This is a genomic window from Neptunomonas sp. ABH4_499, assembly GCF_056160565.1.
In genome coordinates this window covers 89,831-106,686 of the sequence record NZ_JBSWXK010000012.1, presented here as the reverse complement: position 1 = coordinate 106,686, position 16,856 = coordinate 89,831, and the positions used below count along the sequence as shown (strand labels likewise).

The 16,856-nt window shown below is 47.7% G+C and carries 13 protein-coding genes and 7 tRNA genes; 6 read left to right on the top strand and 14 right to left on the bottom strand.

Annotation, left to right across the window (positions count from 1 at the left end; translation table 11 throughout):
* Nucleotides 1–6: 6 nt before the first annotated feature.
* The 11 genes from ACXAF9_RS13485 to ACXAF9_RS13435 form a co-directional block, all read right to left on the bottom strand.
* Nucleotides 7–2,784, bottom strand: a complete 2,778-nt coding sequence (locus tag ACXAF9_RS13485; protein WP_475075110.1) for a diguanylate cyclase domain-containing protein — start codon at nt 2,782–2,784, stop codon at nt 7–9.
* 15 nt (nt 2,785–2,799) lie between these two features.
* The gene (locus tag ACXAF9_RS13480; protein WP_475075108.1) at nt 2,800–3,912 is read right to left on the bottom strand and encodes a hypothetical protein; all 1,113 of its coding nucleotides are present in this window, start codon (nt 3,910–3,912) and stop codon (nt 2,800–2,802) included.
* Between the two features lie 61 nt (nt 3,913–3,973).
* On the bottom strand, nt 3,974–4,399 hold the full coding sequence (locus tag ACXAF9_RS13475) for a hypothetical protein (protein ID WP_475075106.1): 426 nt from the start codon (nt 4,397–4,399) through the stop codon (nt 3,974–3,976).
* A gap of 108 nt (nt 4,400–4,507) precedes the next feature.
* Nucleotides 4,508–4,583, bottom strand: a tRNA-Glu gene (locus tag ACXAF9_RS13470).
* 12 nt (nt 4,584–4,595) lie between these two features.
* Nucleotides 4,596–4,671: transfer RNA gene (locus ACXAF9_RS13465), tRNA-Gly, on the bottom strand.
* 33 nt (nt 4,672–4,704) lie between these two features.
* Nucleotides 4,705–4,780, bottom strand: a tRNA-Glu gene (locus ACXAF9_RS13460).
* A gap of 59 nt (nt 4,781–4,839) precedes the next feature.
* Nucleotides 4,840–8,379 carry a DUF6701 domain-containing protein gene (locus ACXAF9_RS13455; protein WP_475075104.1) on the bottom strand — a complete coding sequence of 1,180 codons (3,540 nt, stop codon included), beginning with the start codon at nt 8,377–8,379 and terminating at the stop codon, nt 4,840–4,842.
* A 123-nt stretch (nt 8,380–8,502) separates the two neighbouring features.
* Nucleotides 8,503–8,578 (bottom strand) — tRNA-Gly (locus ACXAF9_RS13450).
* Nucleotides 8,579–8,602: 24 nt separating this feature from the next.
* Nucleotides 8,603–8,678, bottom strand: a tRNA-Glu gene (locus ACXAF9_RS13445).
* Between the two features lie 11 nt (nt 8,679–8,689).
* Nucleotides 8,690–8,765, bottom strand: a tRNA-Gly gene (locus ACXAF9_RS13440).
* Between the two features lie 28 nt (nt 8,766–8,793).
* Nucleotides 8,794–8,869, bottom strand: a tRNA-Glu gene (locus ACXAF9_RS13435).
* Between the two features lie 131 nt (nt 8,870–9,000).
* Between ACXAF9_RS13435 and ACXAF9_RS13430 the strand changes: the two genes are divergently transcribed.
* Nucleotides 9,001–9,726 carry a hypothetical protein gene (locus tag ACXAF9_RS13430; RefSeq protein ID WP_475075102.1) on the top strand — a complete coding sequence of 242 codons (726 nt, stop codon included), beginning with the start codon at nt 9,001–9,003 and terminating at the stop codon, nt 9,724–9,726.
* Here ACXAF9_RS13430 and ACXAF9_RS13425 read toward each other — a convergent pair.
* The 3 genes from ACXAF9_RS13425 to ACXAF9_RS13415 are packed head-to-tail and all read right to left on the bottom strand — an operon-like array spanning nt 9,710 to nt 13,592.
* Nucleotides 9,710–11,407 (bottom strand): sensor histidine kinase, encoded by a 1,698-nt coding sequence (locus ACXAF9_RS13425; protein ID WP_475075100.1) that lies wholly within the window; start codon nt 11,405–11,407, stop codon nt 9,710–9,712. The two genes, ACXAF9_RS13430 and ACXAF9_RS13425, sit on opposite strands and share 17 nt — an antisense overlap.
* 6 nt (nt 11,408–11,413) lie before the next feature.
* Complete coding sequence (locus tag ACXAF9_RS13420; RefSeq protein ID WP_475075098.1) at nt 11,414–12,466, bottom strand: substrate-binding domain-containing protein; 1,053 nt, start codon at nt 12,464–12,466, stop codon at nt 11,414–11,416.
* Between the two features lie 22 nt (nt 12,467–12,488).
* Entirely contained in the window at nt 12,489–13,592 is a 1,104-nt protein-coding gene (locus tag ACXAF9_RS13415) for an HDOD domain-containing protein (RefSeq protein WP_475075096.1), read from the bottom strand.
* Nucleotides 13,593–14,180: 588 nt separating this feature from the next.
* On the opposite strand from ACXAF9_RS13415, the gene ACXAF9_RS13410 reads away from it, so the two are divergent.
* The 5 genes from ACXAF9_RS13410 (at nt 14,181) to folE (ending at nt 16,835) form a co-directional block, all read left to right on the top strand.
* Nucleotides 14,181–14,309 carry a hypothetical protein gene (locus ACXAF9_RS13410; protein WP_475075094.1) on the top strand — a complete coding sequence of 43 codons (129 nt, stop codon included), beginning with the start codon at nt 14,181–14,183 and terminating at the stop codon, nt 14,307–14,309.
* A 12-nt stretch (nt 14,310–14,321) separates the two neighbouring features.
* Entirely contained in the window at nt 14,322–14,750 is a 429-nt protein-coding gene (gene aroQ, locus ACXAF9_RS13405; RefSeq protein ID WP_475075092.1) for a type II 3-dehydroquinate dehydratase, read from the top strand.
* A 100-nt stretch (nt 14,751–14,850) separates the two neighbouring features.
* Nucleotides 14,851–15,177, top strand: a complete 327-nt coding sequence (locus ACXAF9_RS13400; RefSeq protein ID WP_475075089.1) for a hypothetical protein — start codon at nt 14,851–14,853, stop codon at nt 15,175–15,177.
* A gap of 14 nt (nt 15,178–15,191) precedes the next feature.
* Nucleotides 15,192–16,190, top strand: a complete 999-nt coding sequence (locus ACXAF9_RS13395) for an NAD(P)/FAD-dependent oxidoreductase (protein ID WP_475075087.1) — start codon at nt 15,192–15,194, stop codon at nt 16,188–16,190.
* A 3-nt stretch (nt 16,191–16,193) separates the two neighbouring features.
* On the top strand, nt 16,194–16,835 hold the full coding sequence (folE, locus tag ACXAF9_RS13390; protein WP_475075085.1) for a GTP cyclohydrolase I FolE: 642 nt from the start codon (nt 16,194–16,196) through the stop codon (nt 16,833–16,835).
* Nucleotides 16,836–16,856: the final 21 nt, after the last annotated feature.

Sequence of the window (16,856 nt, the reverse complement as noted above, 5' to 3'; positions counted from 1 at the left end):
CAAAGCTTAAGGGCGTTGCAAGAACAGCTGAACGGACTGCAAGGTCATGGGCTCTCCGTAATAGGGGCCAATCCCCAATCGAGCGCCTTTTTCTTTAACGGCCGCTTCACATGTACTGCTCTTTATTCCATCCGCGATATAAACGGTGCCAAGCTCATCTGCCAGGCGCATCATGCTCTTGAATTTGAGCTGATCCTCTTCATCGCTTTCTTGCATCATTGAAACAGGAACTCGCATGTAATCATGCGGCAGAATATGCGCAATAAACATCGCCGGTCGAACTCGGTCGTTTGCACGAATGGATATCTTCAACCCCAACTGATGTAGACGCGCCATTAAGTCTTCGAATCCGGCTTCCATCTTGATGATGTCATCACTGATCAACTCTATCACGCAGTAACGCGTAAGCTCCGGCATTTGTCGAAACGCCTGCTCGACCAAGTGGAACATCTCGTTTAATTGACCTTGTCTGATTCGAATAGGCAGCATTAACAGCAAATTCGTATCAATCATACTGTTCCAAAGCGGGTACTCTTCAATGGCGTATTTGAGCAACTGCTCGTTAACGCGGTACTGCAAACCACTCTCTTCGCACAGTCGATCAAACTCCGATTCGCTCAGCGGCTCACTCTCTAAATCGGTCCAACACGGACTGACCGAAAAGCCCGCCGGTCGATGACTGGTTAAGCTCATTACTGGCTCGTAACAGCACCCTAGCTGCTCTTTCATGACCGCATCATGAAAGCGCTCTAGACGAGTCGTTTCAGGCTCATCATCCGACGGGCTGTGTGGCATCTCTTTATGCACAACAAAGCTATTTTCGCCTTGCTGTTTCGCATAAAACATGGCTGATTCAGCTTTACTGACAAAACTTGCAACATCTAAAGCGTGATCCGGATAAAAACTAATCCCCATAAAGATCGACAAAGGCACACTGTGATCACCGATGGTGACAGGTGTTAAGAACCCTTGGATTAATTTACGCGCAACCGTCTCAGCGTGTTTATTCTCTTTCAGGCCTTTCAGTACGATCATGTAGGTATCGTCACTGAAACGAGCCAACATATCATCATCACGTAAGACATTAGAGATCGTTAACATAATGCCATTAACGACACTTTCCGACTCGGCCTCGGTAAAAACATTATGGGTCGTATGTAGCCCCTGAACTTCAAGACAGATCATGGCCATACCACGCCCTTCAAGACGCGCTTGCTCCATCTCTTCCGGTAATTTATCCAGAAAAACTTCCCGGTTGGCCAATGCCACACCTGGATCTGTAAACGCCAACCAGGCAAGTCGCTCTTCGGCTTTCTTTTTATCAGTGATATCGATACCAAGCGATACGATGATGGATACCTCATGACTCGTTTCGATAATCGAATTGATCCATGAGTAGTGATGTATACGCCCATCTTCCAGAATCATTTGGGTATCAAACCGAGCCATTCGCTGCACACCAAGATAGAGGCGCTGAAGCTGCTCTTCCGCCTGTCGAGACAAGAGCTGATCTATCGATAACAGATCCGAAAAGCCCTTATCCCCTTGCAAAACGTCTTTACCAAAGATGGTTTCAGCGCAGGCATTACCGGAGATCACCACCCCATCCATATTCTGAATCATCAAAATACTTTTAGAGGTATCGAACAACGCCGAGATAAGCTCGCGCTCCATATTAAGCGCATGTAAAGCCTTCTCGAGTCGATCATCAAGGGCTTTCTCTTCGGTCGAGAGCTGGCTGACCTGCAACTTAAGATCCGCAAGACTGGCTGTCGTGACATTAAACTCATCGCGAATAAAGTCATTATTGGTGATCAGCAACCCGGCTTGGTCCACCTGCAGAGCCGCCAAAGCACGCTGCTTCACCCGAAGCGATAAAATATAAGCCACCAAACCAAGCCCAACAAAGCTACTGAACAAGGAAATGGCCAAGAGTTTTTGATTAGAGGTCAGCGTGTTGTGATGTTCGGTCGCATCCGAAACCAAGACCCAGATGGAATCATCGGAATCAAAACGACCAGGGGCGGTCATGTAGACCTCATACCGCCCATCAAAGGCATCGATTTCATACAAAGCATCAAACCGGAAGTTTGGGACTTGCTTACTGAGGGCGTTTAAGATTTGTAGGTTACGGTTTCGCTGTGTCAGTTGCGAAAAGTCCATTGCCCAATCGGATACGTCCTGCCAGTTATCTTGGCTGAACTTAGCAACGCCGATATCGACCCCCGTCAGCTGCTTGTAGTCCACCACTAAGTCATGAACCGCACGGCCTAAGATAATGACCCCCGACACCTTACCCTCGTTCAGCAAAGGCACGGCTAAGTAGCGGTAACACGATTGGTTGCAGTGTAACTTTCGGACCGGGTATTCATATTGTAGGGCCGACAAGACAAGATGGTCGTATCGATAAGCGGTATCGCCCCATTGCTCAATCAATTGACCGCCAGCATCGTAAATCGCAACAGTGTCGAGCATACCCATGGTTTCAAAATAGGAGTAACGGGCGGAAATTAAACTTTGTACCCGATCAAGCTTCGCACCGGCATCGGATTCCACCACTAAGGATAAGGTTTGAGCAAGCTCTAACTGCTTTAGAAAAGACGCGGATAACGAGCCTTCCAACGCTTTGATGTTGCGTTCATTCAACTGCGCCCGGGTCGCATCGTATTGCGTCACCAAGGTGTTATTGATGTAACAGAAGATCGCCAGATGGGCTCCAAAAAGGGAGACCATCAAAGGAATTAGAATTTTCCAGCGTATGCTTAAGAAGAACGGCTTCATCATCCCTGCCCGCTCGGATTAGAATCGGTATGCTAGTTGGAACAATACCATATTCCAGTTGGGGTTTGTGTTTTGTTGATTGTTATCAGCGACAGGAACCCTAGCCGTACCTTGGATATGATGAACTTCTGCTCTAGCAAGCCAATTAGGACTGAATCGCCAACCAAGACCAAGCGTCAAGTCTTTAGACCACATGCTATGTGCCGGTACGCCTAACCTAGCCTCAGTCTTACGTCCGCTTGGGTCTTTAGCATTTCTGTGGGTGATATCATATCGAAGCAACATGTTTACGGTAGGGGTCAACCTCCAATTCGCCTGAGCGTAGTAAGCTTCGAAAACGCGCTCGTCAGCCGCTTCAAATACACCCCCTAAGTCCGAATAATCGAGATAGTGACGGAAGTATTCTGCACTGAATGAAACATTCTCTAAATTATACTCGCCTCCGAGCGCGAATAGACGGACACGAATATCGCCACTGTTCATCCCAAAATCATTTCTAGGACCTGCTTTGTAGCTCGGAGTGTACTGACCTATGGTGGTTTCAATTCGCCAAGCATCCGTTGATGAATTGATAGCAAAGTTACTGATCAAGGCTTCCGCACCCACAAATCGACCACTCAAATTCTCCCTAAAAAACACAACCTCAGTGGTTTTATCGTGCCGCATATCCCCATAAAACAAAGAATAATCAAATCGGTAATCATCAACGTACTTGCTACCATACAACTCCCCGCCAATTGCCGCCATTTGGACATCTCGCGTTTCTTCAGTGTACATAGACTGAGGTAGCAGAATTGAATTTCTCGCAAAGGGTACTTCACGGGTGGGGTTGTGGATTCCATGCTTGAGTTTTAACTTACCAAGCCTTACGCCTAACGTATCTGTCCCACTATCAATGACATTCGTATCAATGCTTAGGTAATCCCATTGAGGACTTTCTTCCGTCATACTGCCTATCTTACGCGCAGTCACCTGACCACCTAAGCGAACCCTAGCGGTTGGTCGCCAAATAGCATAGAGACCCGCCTCACGAAAATCGGTCGAGAGGCGATCATCGCTGTTACCCGCAAAATTATGATCGTCGGTGTAAACAAACCCTTGAGAGATAAACCCACCCCAAGAGAAATCCATTGACGTGCTTTCTGATGCAGTAACCGCAGTACTCGACAGCCATAACGAGAGCCACAGATGCTTAGTCCACCTGAACAATTTTCACCCCTTCCGCTAACGGGATTGACTCATCATTGATGTAACCGATGCCTCCCTTGGTGCTTCGAATGCGAGTCACCATATCCTCAATTGTGGATACCTTTCTAGGAGGCGCGCCAGTACCGCTAAAAACCGCCCTATCCCACGACATTCGGAGCTGATAAGGAAACATGTCCAGCTCTTGTTTTACGAAGGATTTATGAAGCATATTTTGATCTGGTAAAACAAACACCCGAATGGGCGAACCATCGGGCCACCTGACAGAGCGCATCGAGAAGATGGATCTTAACTCGTGCCGGGTAAGCTTATTGATCATGACGCTTTCATTCACGATGACAGCATCAGCCGCAGCGACTTGTGAGGTACAAGCCACCAATACTGCCAACACTACACGGGAAAAATACGACACAAAAAGACTACCAACAACAGACAATCAGGGAGCAAGAATTATAGCGCAACCGAGCCAAAAATCTATGTAAAAGGTAGGGAAATCAAGGATAAATAAGAAAGGTTTAGATGGCGTCCCATAGGGGGTTCGAACCCCTGTTACCGCCGTGAAAGGGCGGTGTCCTAGACCACTAGACGAATGGGACGTTTCTAAATTTTGGAGCGGGAAACGAGACTCGAACTCGCGACCCCAACCTTGGCAAGGTTGTGCTCTACCAACTGAGCTATTCCCGCAAATATCAACCCACACAAGAGAGTGTAAGTAGATGGCGTCCCATAGGGGGTTCGAACCCCTGTTACCGCCGTGAAAGGGCGGTGTCCTAGACCACTAGACGAATGGGACGCATACCTCGTTGAGGAGGCGCGTATATTAAGAGAGCTCCACCCCCATGTCAACACTTTTTAATACTGTCTTTGAAAAATAACACGATCATCATTTCGGTACTGGCCAAACGTCACCGTCGCACTGGGGTTTTCATCGACGCCATCGCCATCATAGTCAAACCTAAGGTGCTCCAGCGCACTCAAATCAATGCTTAACTGTACCACGCCTTGAGCCCCCGCCTGCTGACCAGAGCTCAGTTCAAGACCAGCGTCACCCTGTTCTACCCTAAAGTCGACATCTGGATAAGCGTATAGTTGATTGATACTTCCGCTGGCCGCAAGACTGCCCTCTTGATCAACAAAGCTCATTTGCGATGCCTGAAATACTGAGCAACTGTCATCGGCATTCACGACAAACCCAGCAGAGGTGTAGTACTCCACCAGCCAATTTAGCGGGACCCACTCCGTTTCCGGGCCATACGCATTATCTACTCTCAAGCGCCCAAAACGCTGCTCATGAAGATCAATGTTCGATACCGTAAACGATGCACACACCTCATCACTCCATAGGCCGTCGCTGTCGCTGTCGACCTTATAACAAACCCCTTCCCCATCGGTAAGATCAGCTGCGGAAAACAAGAGTGACATATCCCCGGCAAAAGGCACCTGCGGCGTGACGCCTTTTTGGTAGCGCACTTGATCAGCATAAATCGACAGCCAACCTTCTCCATCATAGTTTTGATCGGTGCTTAACCAATCCCCAACGGCCAACTGCTCCTCCAATACCGCTGAGGCGACACCACTGCTGTCTTGATAACCACGATCGGATGCGGCCGCCGAAAGCTTCCAGAAACTCGCCCCGTAGTTAGAGGTTGTTTGGCCTTGGGCATTTTTTGCGACGACATTGAGCTCAACCGGCTGATCACTGACCACCCACTTACCCAGATAATTGAACCGATCCAGCCCGCACTCGCTACTGAATTCAGGCCCTGAACTTGAGAGATCAAAAAACGCCGGTATAAAGCGCCCGACGACCTGACTGCTTGCAGCAATGGAGTGACCGAAGTAATTGTCATCCTCGGCACTGATTACCGTTACTCCAACCTCGCTAAAGTGCGCTCCACTATCCACCCAGCGACCATTCGCAAAACCGGACGCGATGTTTAGCCAAAGGGGCTGATCGGTCACAGCCAAATTACCCGACTGAGTTGACAGGATGCCTTGCGCACCTCCGGATGCAATGGTGGGTGCTTGATACACAGCAGACACCTCTGCTTGTGCAGGCTGGTAGTTCTCGGTGATTGAGCCGTTTGCGCACATCGCCTCGACGGACAATTCAAACGGCTCACCCGCAAGCCAGGTTACCCCCGACGCTACCGATGGGTTATTTAAGAGCGTGCCGGACGGCGTTTTTGCAGTGACATTGAGCCTTGCCGGATAAGCAACCCAAGTATCATTCCCCTCCAAGGTCGCATACTCACCCTCGACCGAGAGCGATAACTGCACTTGACCCGCATCTGGGTATTCAGCGGTAAACTGCGCCTCGCCATTGGCATTAAAGTTGAGCTCCCGAGAAGCCGACGTGCCATTTTGCAGCGTGGTAGATTGCCCCCCACTTTCAAAAATCATCGACTGATTCCCGGTATTGGGCGAGACATACTCAAACAAGAGACTTGCGTTTCTTACGCCATTCATCGTCGCCCCGCAGACCATCGCCTGATCACTCGAACGCACCGCTCGGACTGTGACTAGTGATGAGGCAAGGCATGACTCAGTATCAGGTACATCAAAGATAAGACCAGACTCACTGATGGTGAGGTTTTGATCTTCACTGTCGGCACTGTTTCGCCGATCCGTTTTTATACCATCGCTGACATCAAAATTGATCGTCTCTGAAGCCCCGACTAAATCAGGATAAGCAAACTGCAAAGTGACCGAGGTTTCACCATTATCGGGAAAACGATAGCGCGCCTGACCGTTACCCAGATTCGTCAACACACCAGAACCTGACACCACACTCAGCCACTCCCCTTTACCGGAGGAGGTAGTAATCAAAATTTCGGCATCCATTGCGTCAACGGGCGCATTCGAGGCTTCATGCGCAGTAAAGGTGATATTCGAAGCCATACAACTCACCATCGAACCTGAATGACTGACCTCGTAATGATCCGTACGAGGAGGCTCAGTGCAATTACACGGGCGTAGTGCTCCATCGTAGTTTCGGCCTGCCGCCTCATTGGTAAAAATGTCTGAGATCAGCTCCTGTGATAGATATTTTTCAAACACTTTGACCTCATCTAAAGCACCCTCTAAGTATCGCCCGCCGATGCCCTGGTCTTGACCAAGCTGCAGCTCGTTATCATTGTTAACCAGAACGCCCGTAAAGTTTGATTCTGCCACGACATTGCCATCCAGATAGATACGCTGTATGCCGTTTCGATACGCAATGGCCACATGATGCCACTGATTCAATGAAAGCGATTGATTGGAGGTTAATGTACGGTTATTACCCGCATCATCAAACCACCACCAAAAAATCTGACCTTGATTATTAAGGTGGAATTCGTAGTTTGTATCTTTGGAAAGAATCGTTTTAAGCTCTGAAGCCTGCGCTTGGGCGTACACCCAGGTAGTGACCGTCAGTTCATTACGTATATCCAGGCGGTAATCGTCTGGGATCGCGATGTAGTCATCCACCCCATCAAACTCAGCCAATCCACAGACTTGACCATCAATGGTGGATATAACGCCATTCAACGCAAAACCGTCTAATCCGTTGCCGCTGCTGTCTGCCACATCGCGACCACCCTGCCAATCGCACTGATCAAATCGATAATTGGCCACCGGATTAGGCACACCGCAATTACGAGGGGAGCCATCCCAGTTTCGACCATTGACATAATTATTATAAACCGCCTGAGCTTCACTAGTATTTAAGGCACCGTCAAAGATTAACAGTTCATCTACATAACCGTCCCAATCCTTATATTGATGAAAGCCACTTGCGACTGAGTTCTGATCTTGACCAATGACCAAACCATTTATCTCAACATTAACAGGGTTAATATCATTTAAATTAACGCAACCAAGGAAGCGCCCATCATAATAAATACAATTCTCAGCCCCCCTTCGAGTCCAAATATAGCTGTGCCATTGATCATCATTGGGATAAAGATTATTGACATAAATAGAGAACCGATTTCTCAAGTAAAGAACCATACGCGTATTTTGGGGTTCAAAAGCGATGAGCACCTCATTATCTGCATTGTTATTTGATGCCGAAAACAAGGCTTGTACTTGGTTAACCGTCGATGGCATTTTACCCCAAATTGAAATCGTGAAATCACGCCTCCCGTCTAAGGCATCTCGATTCAAGCTAAAATAATCTGTTGCACTACTGCGAGTCAGATCAGCAGCCCCGCACAGTGCGCCATCTGGGGTGTAATCAATAATTTCACTTGCACGCCCATGGCGATTATTACCGCTAAAGTCATTCAACTCGTTCGCAAAGCCACGCCAACCGTACTCATCAAAATGCCAATCACCGGTCAAAACAGCTGCAGGCGAACTTGCTGCCAACAAAATAAGTAAAAGAAAAAGACCCGGACGATACCCCACAGCTTACATCCCCAAAGTAAATAAGAACTTAGCGGCCAAAAAAGCAAAGCCTGAAGTCAGTATAGACAGGATGCAGAAATGCACAGACATCTATGGAAAGAATGTTACGATGGATAAGATATTTGGAGCGGGAAACGAGACTCGAACTCGCGACCCCAACCTTGGCAAGGTTGTGCTCTACCAACTGAGCTATTCCCGCAAAGAATCGCATTAAGCGAAAAGATGGCGTCCCATAGGGGGTTCGAACCCCTGTTACCGCCGTGAAAGGGCGGTGTCCTAGACCACTAGACGAATGGGACGTTTTAAACTTTGGAGCGGGAAACGAGACTCGAACTCGCGACCCCAACCTTGGCAAGGTTGTGCTCTACCAACTGAGCTATTCCCGCAATCATCGACTAACATGATGTTAGAGGATGGCGTCCCATAGGGGGTTCGAACCCCTGTTACCGCCGTGAAAGGGCGGTGTCCTAGACCACTAGACGAATGGGACGTATCGTTGCGCTTGAAGCTTCGCCTCAAATGCGGGGCGTATATTATGCTTGATTTAAAAAAGCGTCAACCGTTTTTTTTAATTTTTTTTCCTATAGAATCAATTACTTCATCTGGGTACGGAAATAACGAATGGGACCATACCAAACTACCGTTCTGATCGTTTTTATTTTGATCATTCTTGGATCAGCGGCGTACATTATCAATCACTTTGAGCAACAAAGAGCATTACAGCGTCAGCTCACCAGCGCTCTGAAACAGGAGGTTCGACAGGCTTCGCATCTTCTTACCCACTTCCCTCCTCAACTAATGACCTCCGAGCTGTACCTATTCTTACTGCAGTTTATTCATTTACAGTGGAAAAAACTGTACTCCGTCGTGCCCAGTGAAGAAAACCAAAAAGGACTAGCCGCGGTAGAGCAACGTCTTCAGAATCGTTTTCAACCAGAAGGTTTTCGAGATGGAGCCCTTACGGTGATGCACGACCGAAATCAAGCTATGTTTTCAGCCGCTATTATCCGAGAATTGGCGCAGTGGCTCAAAATTAAAAGTAAAAAACGCACAGCCTCATCAGAAACCTTGAGGGATCTTCTAAGCTATTCTCGTTACTGCTATGAACAGGTTGCCATCGATGCCATGATCTTTGATGCTATCGATAGCGAGTCACTTAGAAGCCCTCAAGTCGCCTATCACCAATACAAAAGCTGCTTAATAGCGCTTTCAAAGTTGGACAGAGGGATATTGGTTGATGCGCAAATGCACTCATTAAAGCTGCATATGCAAAAGATAGCCCCTCACGAAGAGGAGCCAGAACCCGTTGAACAAGATGAATCATCTGAACCTAAATCACCGGAGTAAATGGAGACATCGGCAATGTAACCGTTAAGGTGACTCCTTGGTTGGACTCAATCTTTAGAAACGCTCCAATGTAATCACAACGCTCTTCGATTCCAAGTAAGCCAAAACCTTTGGGCGCCCTGACTTCGACCACCATATCTGGCTTAAATCCTTGACCATTGTCTTCGATACATAGCACCAAATTGGACTCATCCTGCTTTAAGGTAACTGTGACTTTAGTGGCCAGAGCATGCTTGAGAGTATTGGTAAGAGCTTCCTGTGTAATCCGGTACAAATGGATATCGGTACCGGTTGGGCAAGTAACCTTACCTAGCCTAAGCTCCACATCAACACCCGACTGACGCAAACTGTCTAGCGTTGGAATTTGGGCAATCGATTGACTTAAACCCAGATGATCCAGTTCAGCGGGGCGTAACGCCATAATACGATCGTAAACCGTCGCGTACATCGCAGCGACCAGCTCTTTTATTTTGTGCGTATTTTTAAGCGCCGGACTGTTCATCGACACTTGATGCTCAAGGAGTGTTGCCTCAACACGCACTGCCGTTAGTAACTGACCAAGCTCGTCATGCAACTCTTGAGCTAAGTGATTACGTTCTTGTTCTTGGCTACTGATCAGTTGATGCAAAATCGAACGCTTTTCTCTTAGTGTCTTGCGCAATCGATCATTGGTAAGCTTTATCTGCTGACGATTATTCGCCAATTCAGAAACCACATCCCCCATTTGCAAACCAATGCGATTAAACTCTCGGATACCAGCAGGCATCCATACACGGGTCTCCTGAGCTTCCACTAATTGCTTGATGTAGTTTAATAGTTTTTGTAGTTGGCGATCCAGCGCAGTTGATAGTAAGGCAGCAACGATCGCGCTGACGAACAATCCGACCAAAGCCCCGATGATTAATAGCTTTTTAAGCTGCTCCATCAACGATTGCGTACTGCCTGGCTGCGAAAATAATTGCATTTCAAGAGGTACACCAAACCCTTGTTGCCCCATGATCAGCTGTACTTGAGAGTCACCCCCTTCTACGCCTGGGAAATCGTAATGCGCGAAGGCTTCACCATTGGCCAGCCAGATTGCTCGTGCTACATCGGATTGAGATCTACGTAATAACTGGCTTAAAAAGAGATCATTTTGCGACAATCGCACGCCGCCCAGTAACCTTGCGATGACTCTCTGCTCTTCATTGGTAACCAGGAAATCCTTCACTAAAAACCAATCATCAGCGACTTTCAGCAAAGACCACTCTGATCGTTTCATTGAGTTGAATTGTTCGTAGATCGACTCACATGCCGTATTACCCATGGGCATTAATGCGTTTTTGACCAACCAGCAGTTAGAGTCCGTATAAGAGTGCAGCAGTGCAAAATGATATTTAGGGATACGATCACCACTTCGTCCAAACGCTCGACGCTCAAAGCCTTGCCTATCCCCATGACTTAAATCGTACTCAACCCCAGGATGTTGAGCTAGCGTGAATAGATCTTGATCAATGAGTCGAAGTTGAACATTAAACTCATGCTCAATCCCCGACTTACTTTGCTCTAAGGCTCGGTACGCCTCTTGTTCCAGAATACGGGTGGTTGTGTAGTAGGCGCTGATCGAAAACGCCACAATAAACCCCAGCAGCATGGCCAAGAAAACCAAAAAGGTGATCGTTCTAAAGCGTAGTGTGAGCATCGGATTTTATGGCGCTCCGGAATAATAAAAAGCTTCGTTAATCCAAACTTCTAATTGAGCCTTGGGTGTTTGTTCATCTATTAACTTAAAATCACCCGAGTACACGAGTGGTATAGGCGTATTACGATACTCATTTGCGATCGCTTCTGCCATCGCAATACCACTTTGATCATTCACCCGCATCAAAACAACATCCAGCTGGCCTTGGCGATACGCCTCAAGCTCTGCGGCACCACCGCCCCAACCATTGACAACAATATCATCCCGCCCAAGGGCTTTTAGAGCATCTAAGGCGCCAAGTGCCACATCCGTCGCACAGGCATAGATGTACTTAATACGAGGGTTGGACTTGACCATTTTAAGCGTCGCTTCTTCTGCAATCAGGCGACTGGCATTGGTGTAATAGCTATCAACCAGGGTGTGGTAATTGCCCATTTCACGTTCGAAAGTCAGACCACGCTGCTCGCTAACTACCCCTTGATTCCAGAACAGAATGCCATATTGCGTACCTTCTGGGAAACGATCTTTAAAGTAATTCGCTAACTGCTTAGCACCCTCCTCGTGATCGAACCCAACATAAAGAAACGGCTGTATGTCAAACCACTCTTTTATCGGCCTTGTTAAATTCTGAATGATGACCTTGGGCTTTTCACGTTGTAACAAAAGCTCCACGGTGAACTGCTGACGGGAGGAGTTTAGAGTATAAACAAGAAAATCAGGCTCTTTAGCCAGCACCGATTGCAACTGCTGCTCCTGAAGGGAAACACTCGCATTGGGAGATGAGAAACGAATGTCCAACTCGTATCGAATACGAAGCTCCTCTAATCGTTTTTTCATCGAATCAATCGCTCGTTTCCAGTAATCCGACACTTGGATACCGGGCAGAACAATGGCGATTTTGACAGGCATGATCGGTGGTGACTCAAGCGCTGCACTGGGTGAAATCACTTGCTGACGAAATGCTTGACCAACATCCTCATCAGCAGCGACTGCAAAAAAACTGCACAAAACCAGCAACAACCCAAGAACTGGTGCAGAAATCCTTCCTAACTTCGTCATATCCATTCACCTGTAGGTGGTTTTAGAATGCGGTCGCCTCCAAAGCCTCTAGGGCCTTATGAAGCTTTTGTTCTTCCTCTTCATGTTCACACTGATACTGCTCGAGCGAACTCATCATCGGCATGCCCAAAACCCTTAAGGACTCGACACTTCGCCCTACACTTATAGCGGACGTTACCGGATTTGTCTCGAATGATAACTTGTTCGAAAATTGATGCGCGACGGCTTCAACCACAACCGACGGCATCCCCCAGAGCGCCAGCCAGAAAGCCCCTGCTTGAGATTCACACGTCGATAGCTGGAAAGCCGTATCCAAACTGAGAGAAGCCAGCTCCTTCTCATGCACCAGGGTTTGACCGAGATTGTGCAAAAGCCCTGCTAAGTAAGCTGAGTCGCAATCGGCGCGAGAAACGCCCATTTCAATGGCGATACGCTGCGACCAAAACGCCACATCAAATGCCGTGCTTAATGCGGCACTTCGTTTGTATTCATCTAAGTCAGACGTACTTGAGAAAACACCGACGACGACGACCAAATAGTAAAGTCGCTCAAGACCGATCCGCATCACCGCTTGGCGAATATCATAAACCGATTTAGCGTTCGAAAAATGACACGAATTCGCGCTTTGAAGAAGCTTCATCAATAAAAACTGATCTTTACCAATACAATCGATAATCATATCAAGATCAGGCTCATCGGATTTCAGCGCTTTGATCAGGGACAGATAGACGCCTTTGATGACAGGCACCGTTTCCATCTGACAAAGCCAACGACGCATGTCGCTTGGTACATCCAACGCATTGATGCGATCAAGGCTCGCCTCGATATAACGTAAATGATCATCATCAAATGCAGTAACCGCGATGTGAGCCGCCACCTGATCAACATTTACATGACCGCTACTATCCAGCACCAATACCCGAACGGCAACGGTGTACTCGTTACGTGCTTGTAAGCTTAGGCTTTTAAATAACGCAGGTTTCTCGGCAAAGATAAAGACACAATCCACTTCAGAATGCGCGCCCGCTTCATCCGCTTGAGTGTTACGCTTCCACCACTGCAGAGTGCGTTTAACCTGCTCGCTCGCATTTTCTGAGACCAAAAGCACAGCCTTCAGCTTTTCCATGCTTACTCTCTTTTTATACTGACCTCTCTTCTAATAATTAGCGACAACCCTGAGTAAAACTTGAAGATACGTTCAAAAAATTCCGAATAAAACGGATAAAAAAACCCGCACTGGGCGGGTTTTAATGGCGATGGACTTTTTAGCGCCAGCTTAACTTAGGGAAGCTACGAATAAATCCTCCAATCGACAACCACGAATAATTAAATCCTTTACTTTCAATAAGATATTTTGGCCGAATGCTTACGGAAATGACTTATTCGCAGCTTCCCTAAGCAGTCCATCGGATTACTGACGGCCATATCCAAACGACCCACTAAAGACTCTACAGCCTCTGGGTCATTGATGGTGCGGAAAAAGTAGTTCCCGTTCTCATCGGGAGTGAGGAGATCGCCAAATACGCCATGATCTACGGCACCATGTGCCGCATAATTCTGTGTTATCTAGAAGGAATGCACATCAAATTCAGCTTCTTTGAAGCTTGGGCATTGATCCTGTGCACTTTGTCATTGTAGTCATCTTCAACCTGATGATCGGCTTTGTGACCCGCCCGTGGGGATCTGTCTCTTTGTATCCAGCTCAATAGCGAATATGGGGATGGGTGCAATTTCCCGGCGCATCCTGCCGCTTTTCTTAGTAGAATTATTGGTTCTGGCTGTGATCACCTTATGTGCCTCAGACCGTTACCTTCCTGCCAAGATTGTTCGGCTATTGATTTAAGGGATAAGATTTATGAGTAAGTGCATCTACGTTTTAAATGGCCCTAACCTGAATTTACTCGGTAAGCGCCAGCCGGAAATCTACGGTTATGAAACGCTGGACGATGTAAAAGCGAAGCTCGAAACGCGTGCCGAAGGCAGCGAGTACAGCATCGAGTTTTTCCAGAGCAATCACGAAGGCGCCATTATTGATAAAATTCACGAAGCACGTGAAAACGCATGCGGCATTATCATTAACCCAGCTGCGTTTACACACACCTCTGTGGCTATTTTGGATGCGTTAAACGCCTTTGATGGCAAAGTGGTCGAGGTGCACATCTCCAACGTACACAAGCGCGAGAGCTTCCGCCACCACTCCTATGTGTCCCTTCGTGCCGAAGGCGTCATCGCAGGCCTTGGCACCTTTGGCTATCTTGCTGCGCTTGAATCTTTCCTAAATTAAACCACCACTCTCTTTAAAAACGCCTCTCTTTGAGGCGTTTTTTATTTGTGATCCTTTTGTGACAGCCAAGCGTAAATAAGCAAAGCTAGGAGGGATCACTATGAATGTATCCATGCTTAAATCAACGGTTAAGCATCATCGGTTTCAACAGGCCTCTTTCATCCAAAGTGCGTGTGGGCCGTATGTAATCAAGATCGACTACCTTGCTGATGATGGCAAGACCTCCTCCGCTTTATTAAAAGACAAACACAATCAAGTTATGAGCTTCAAAGGGCTAAGCCAGTGCTACCAGATTTGTCGAAAAGCTCACATTCGGGAAGCCCTTCTAGAGCAGTGGTTACCTCAGCTTGAAGCCTGTTATGACGATACTGAAACAATGAACCGGTCGCACCGCAAAGAAACGCATGCATTACCTGTTAGGTTTTAGTTAGGAATAGAAAAATGACCCAGAAAAAGATCGCTATCATCGGTGCAGGACTTTCCGGAAGCTATTTAGCCAGCACCCTGTCAAAAGCCGGTTGTGATGTCGCTGTTTTTGAAAAAAGCCGTGGCAGTGGTGGGCGAATGTCCAGCAGTCGACTGAGTGACGGCGCTGCCGATCTAGGTTGTCCTTACCTTGAGCCACTCTCCCCTATCTTTACCCACTGGTTAGAGCAACAACCTAACACCGAACGTTGGGAGGCTCGGCTTACCCACCATGCCGAAGGCATCGGAGAGGTATTTAATCCTTGGGTTGCCAACCCGCGTATGTCGGCGTTATCACGTCACTTATTGGCCGACGCCCATTTGCATGCTCAAGTCAGAATTTCGAGCGTGTGGCCGGATAAAGAAGGCGTATTACTGCGGGATGAAGAAGGCCACTCTATTGATCACTTTGACGCTGTGATTATCACCGCGCCTACACCACAAGCCGCCAACTTACTTGAAGCCATCCCCCGCTTTGAGCATAAAGCGGAGGAGTTGATGCCAAACCCACGTTTTGTGGCACTGTTAGGCCTATCTAAACCGGTCGATACAAACGCACAGGTATTGTTGAATTTCGACAACGGAGCGTGTTTGCGCCGTGCAATCCTTGACAGCGCAAAGCCAGGGCATCAAAGTGGCGGCTTTTCACAAATTTGGCAGCTAGAAACCCACGAAGACTGGGCAAAAGAGCACGTGGATGTACCGACTGATCAGATTGCAAATCGCATGATCGAATCCTTTGAGCAATGGCTTGGCCAGAGCATCGAAGTCGCACACTTTAGGTGTCACCGCTGGTTATACGCAACGCATCCTAGTGTGAATCCTACACCCTATTTATGGTCAGAAACGGATGGCATCGGTGTGGTCGGCGATTGGCTGACTTGTGAAGAAACCCCAAAAGAGACAACAGCGGCAGAGCGTGCTTGGTTAAGTGCTCACGCGCTGGCCTCTCACCTGATTTCTCAATGGAAGTAAACAATGGCTTTATCTAAAGAAGCACAACGCGTACGTGATCAACTGATCGAACTCGGTCTTGAGACTCCTCAGATCCCTGTTCAGTTATCGGATCAACAAAAATATGAACGCATCAAAAGCTTGATGGGCGAAGTGCTGGGCATGCTGGGGTTGGACTTGACCGATGACTCCTTGCAAGAAACACCGCATCGCATTGCTAAGATGTACGTTAACGAGATTTTCTCGGGATTGAATTACGAGCATTTTCCCAAAATTGCCCTCATCGAGAACAAGATGGCGGTTGAGGAGATGGTTAAAGTCAAAGAGATCGGCTTCACGAGTGCCTGTGAGCATCACTTTGTCACCATCGATGGGTTTGCCAAAGTCGCTTACATACCGAAAGAGACCATCATCGGTTTATCAAAGATCAATCGCATTGTTCGATTCTTCGCGCAGCGCCCGCAAGTTCAGGAGCGCCTTACACAGCAAGTATTGATCGCACTGCAAACCTTGCTGGAAACCGAAGATGTGGCCGTACAAATGAACGCCACCCACTACTGCGTTAAGTCACGTGGTGTGATGGACGCCAACTCCCAAACAGAAACCATGGCACTTGGCGGACTGTTTAAGAGTAGCGAGCGCCACCGTGCGGAGTTTTTACGCTAACCACCCAATAACGAACCCTCA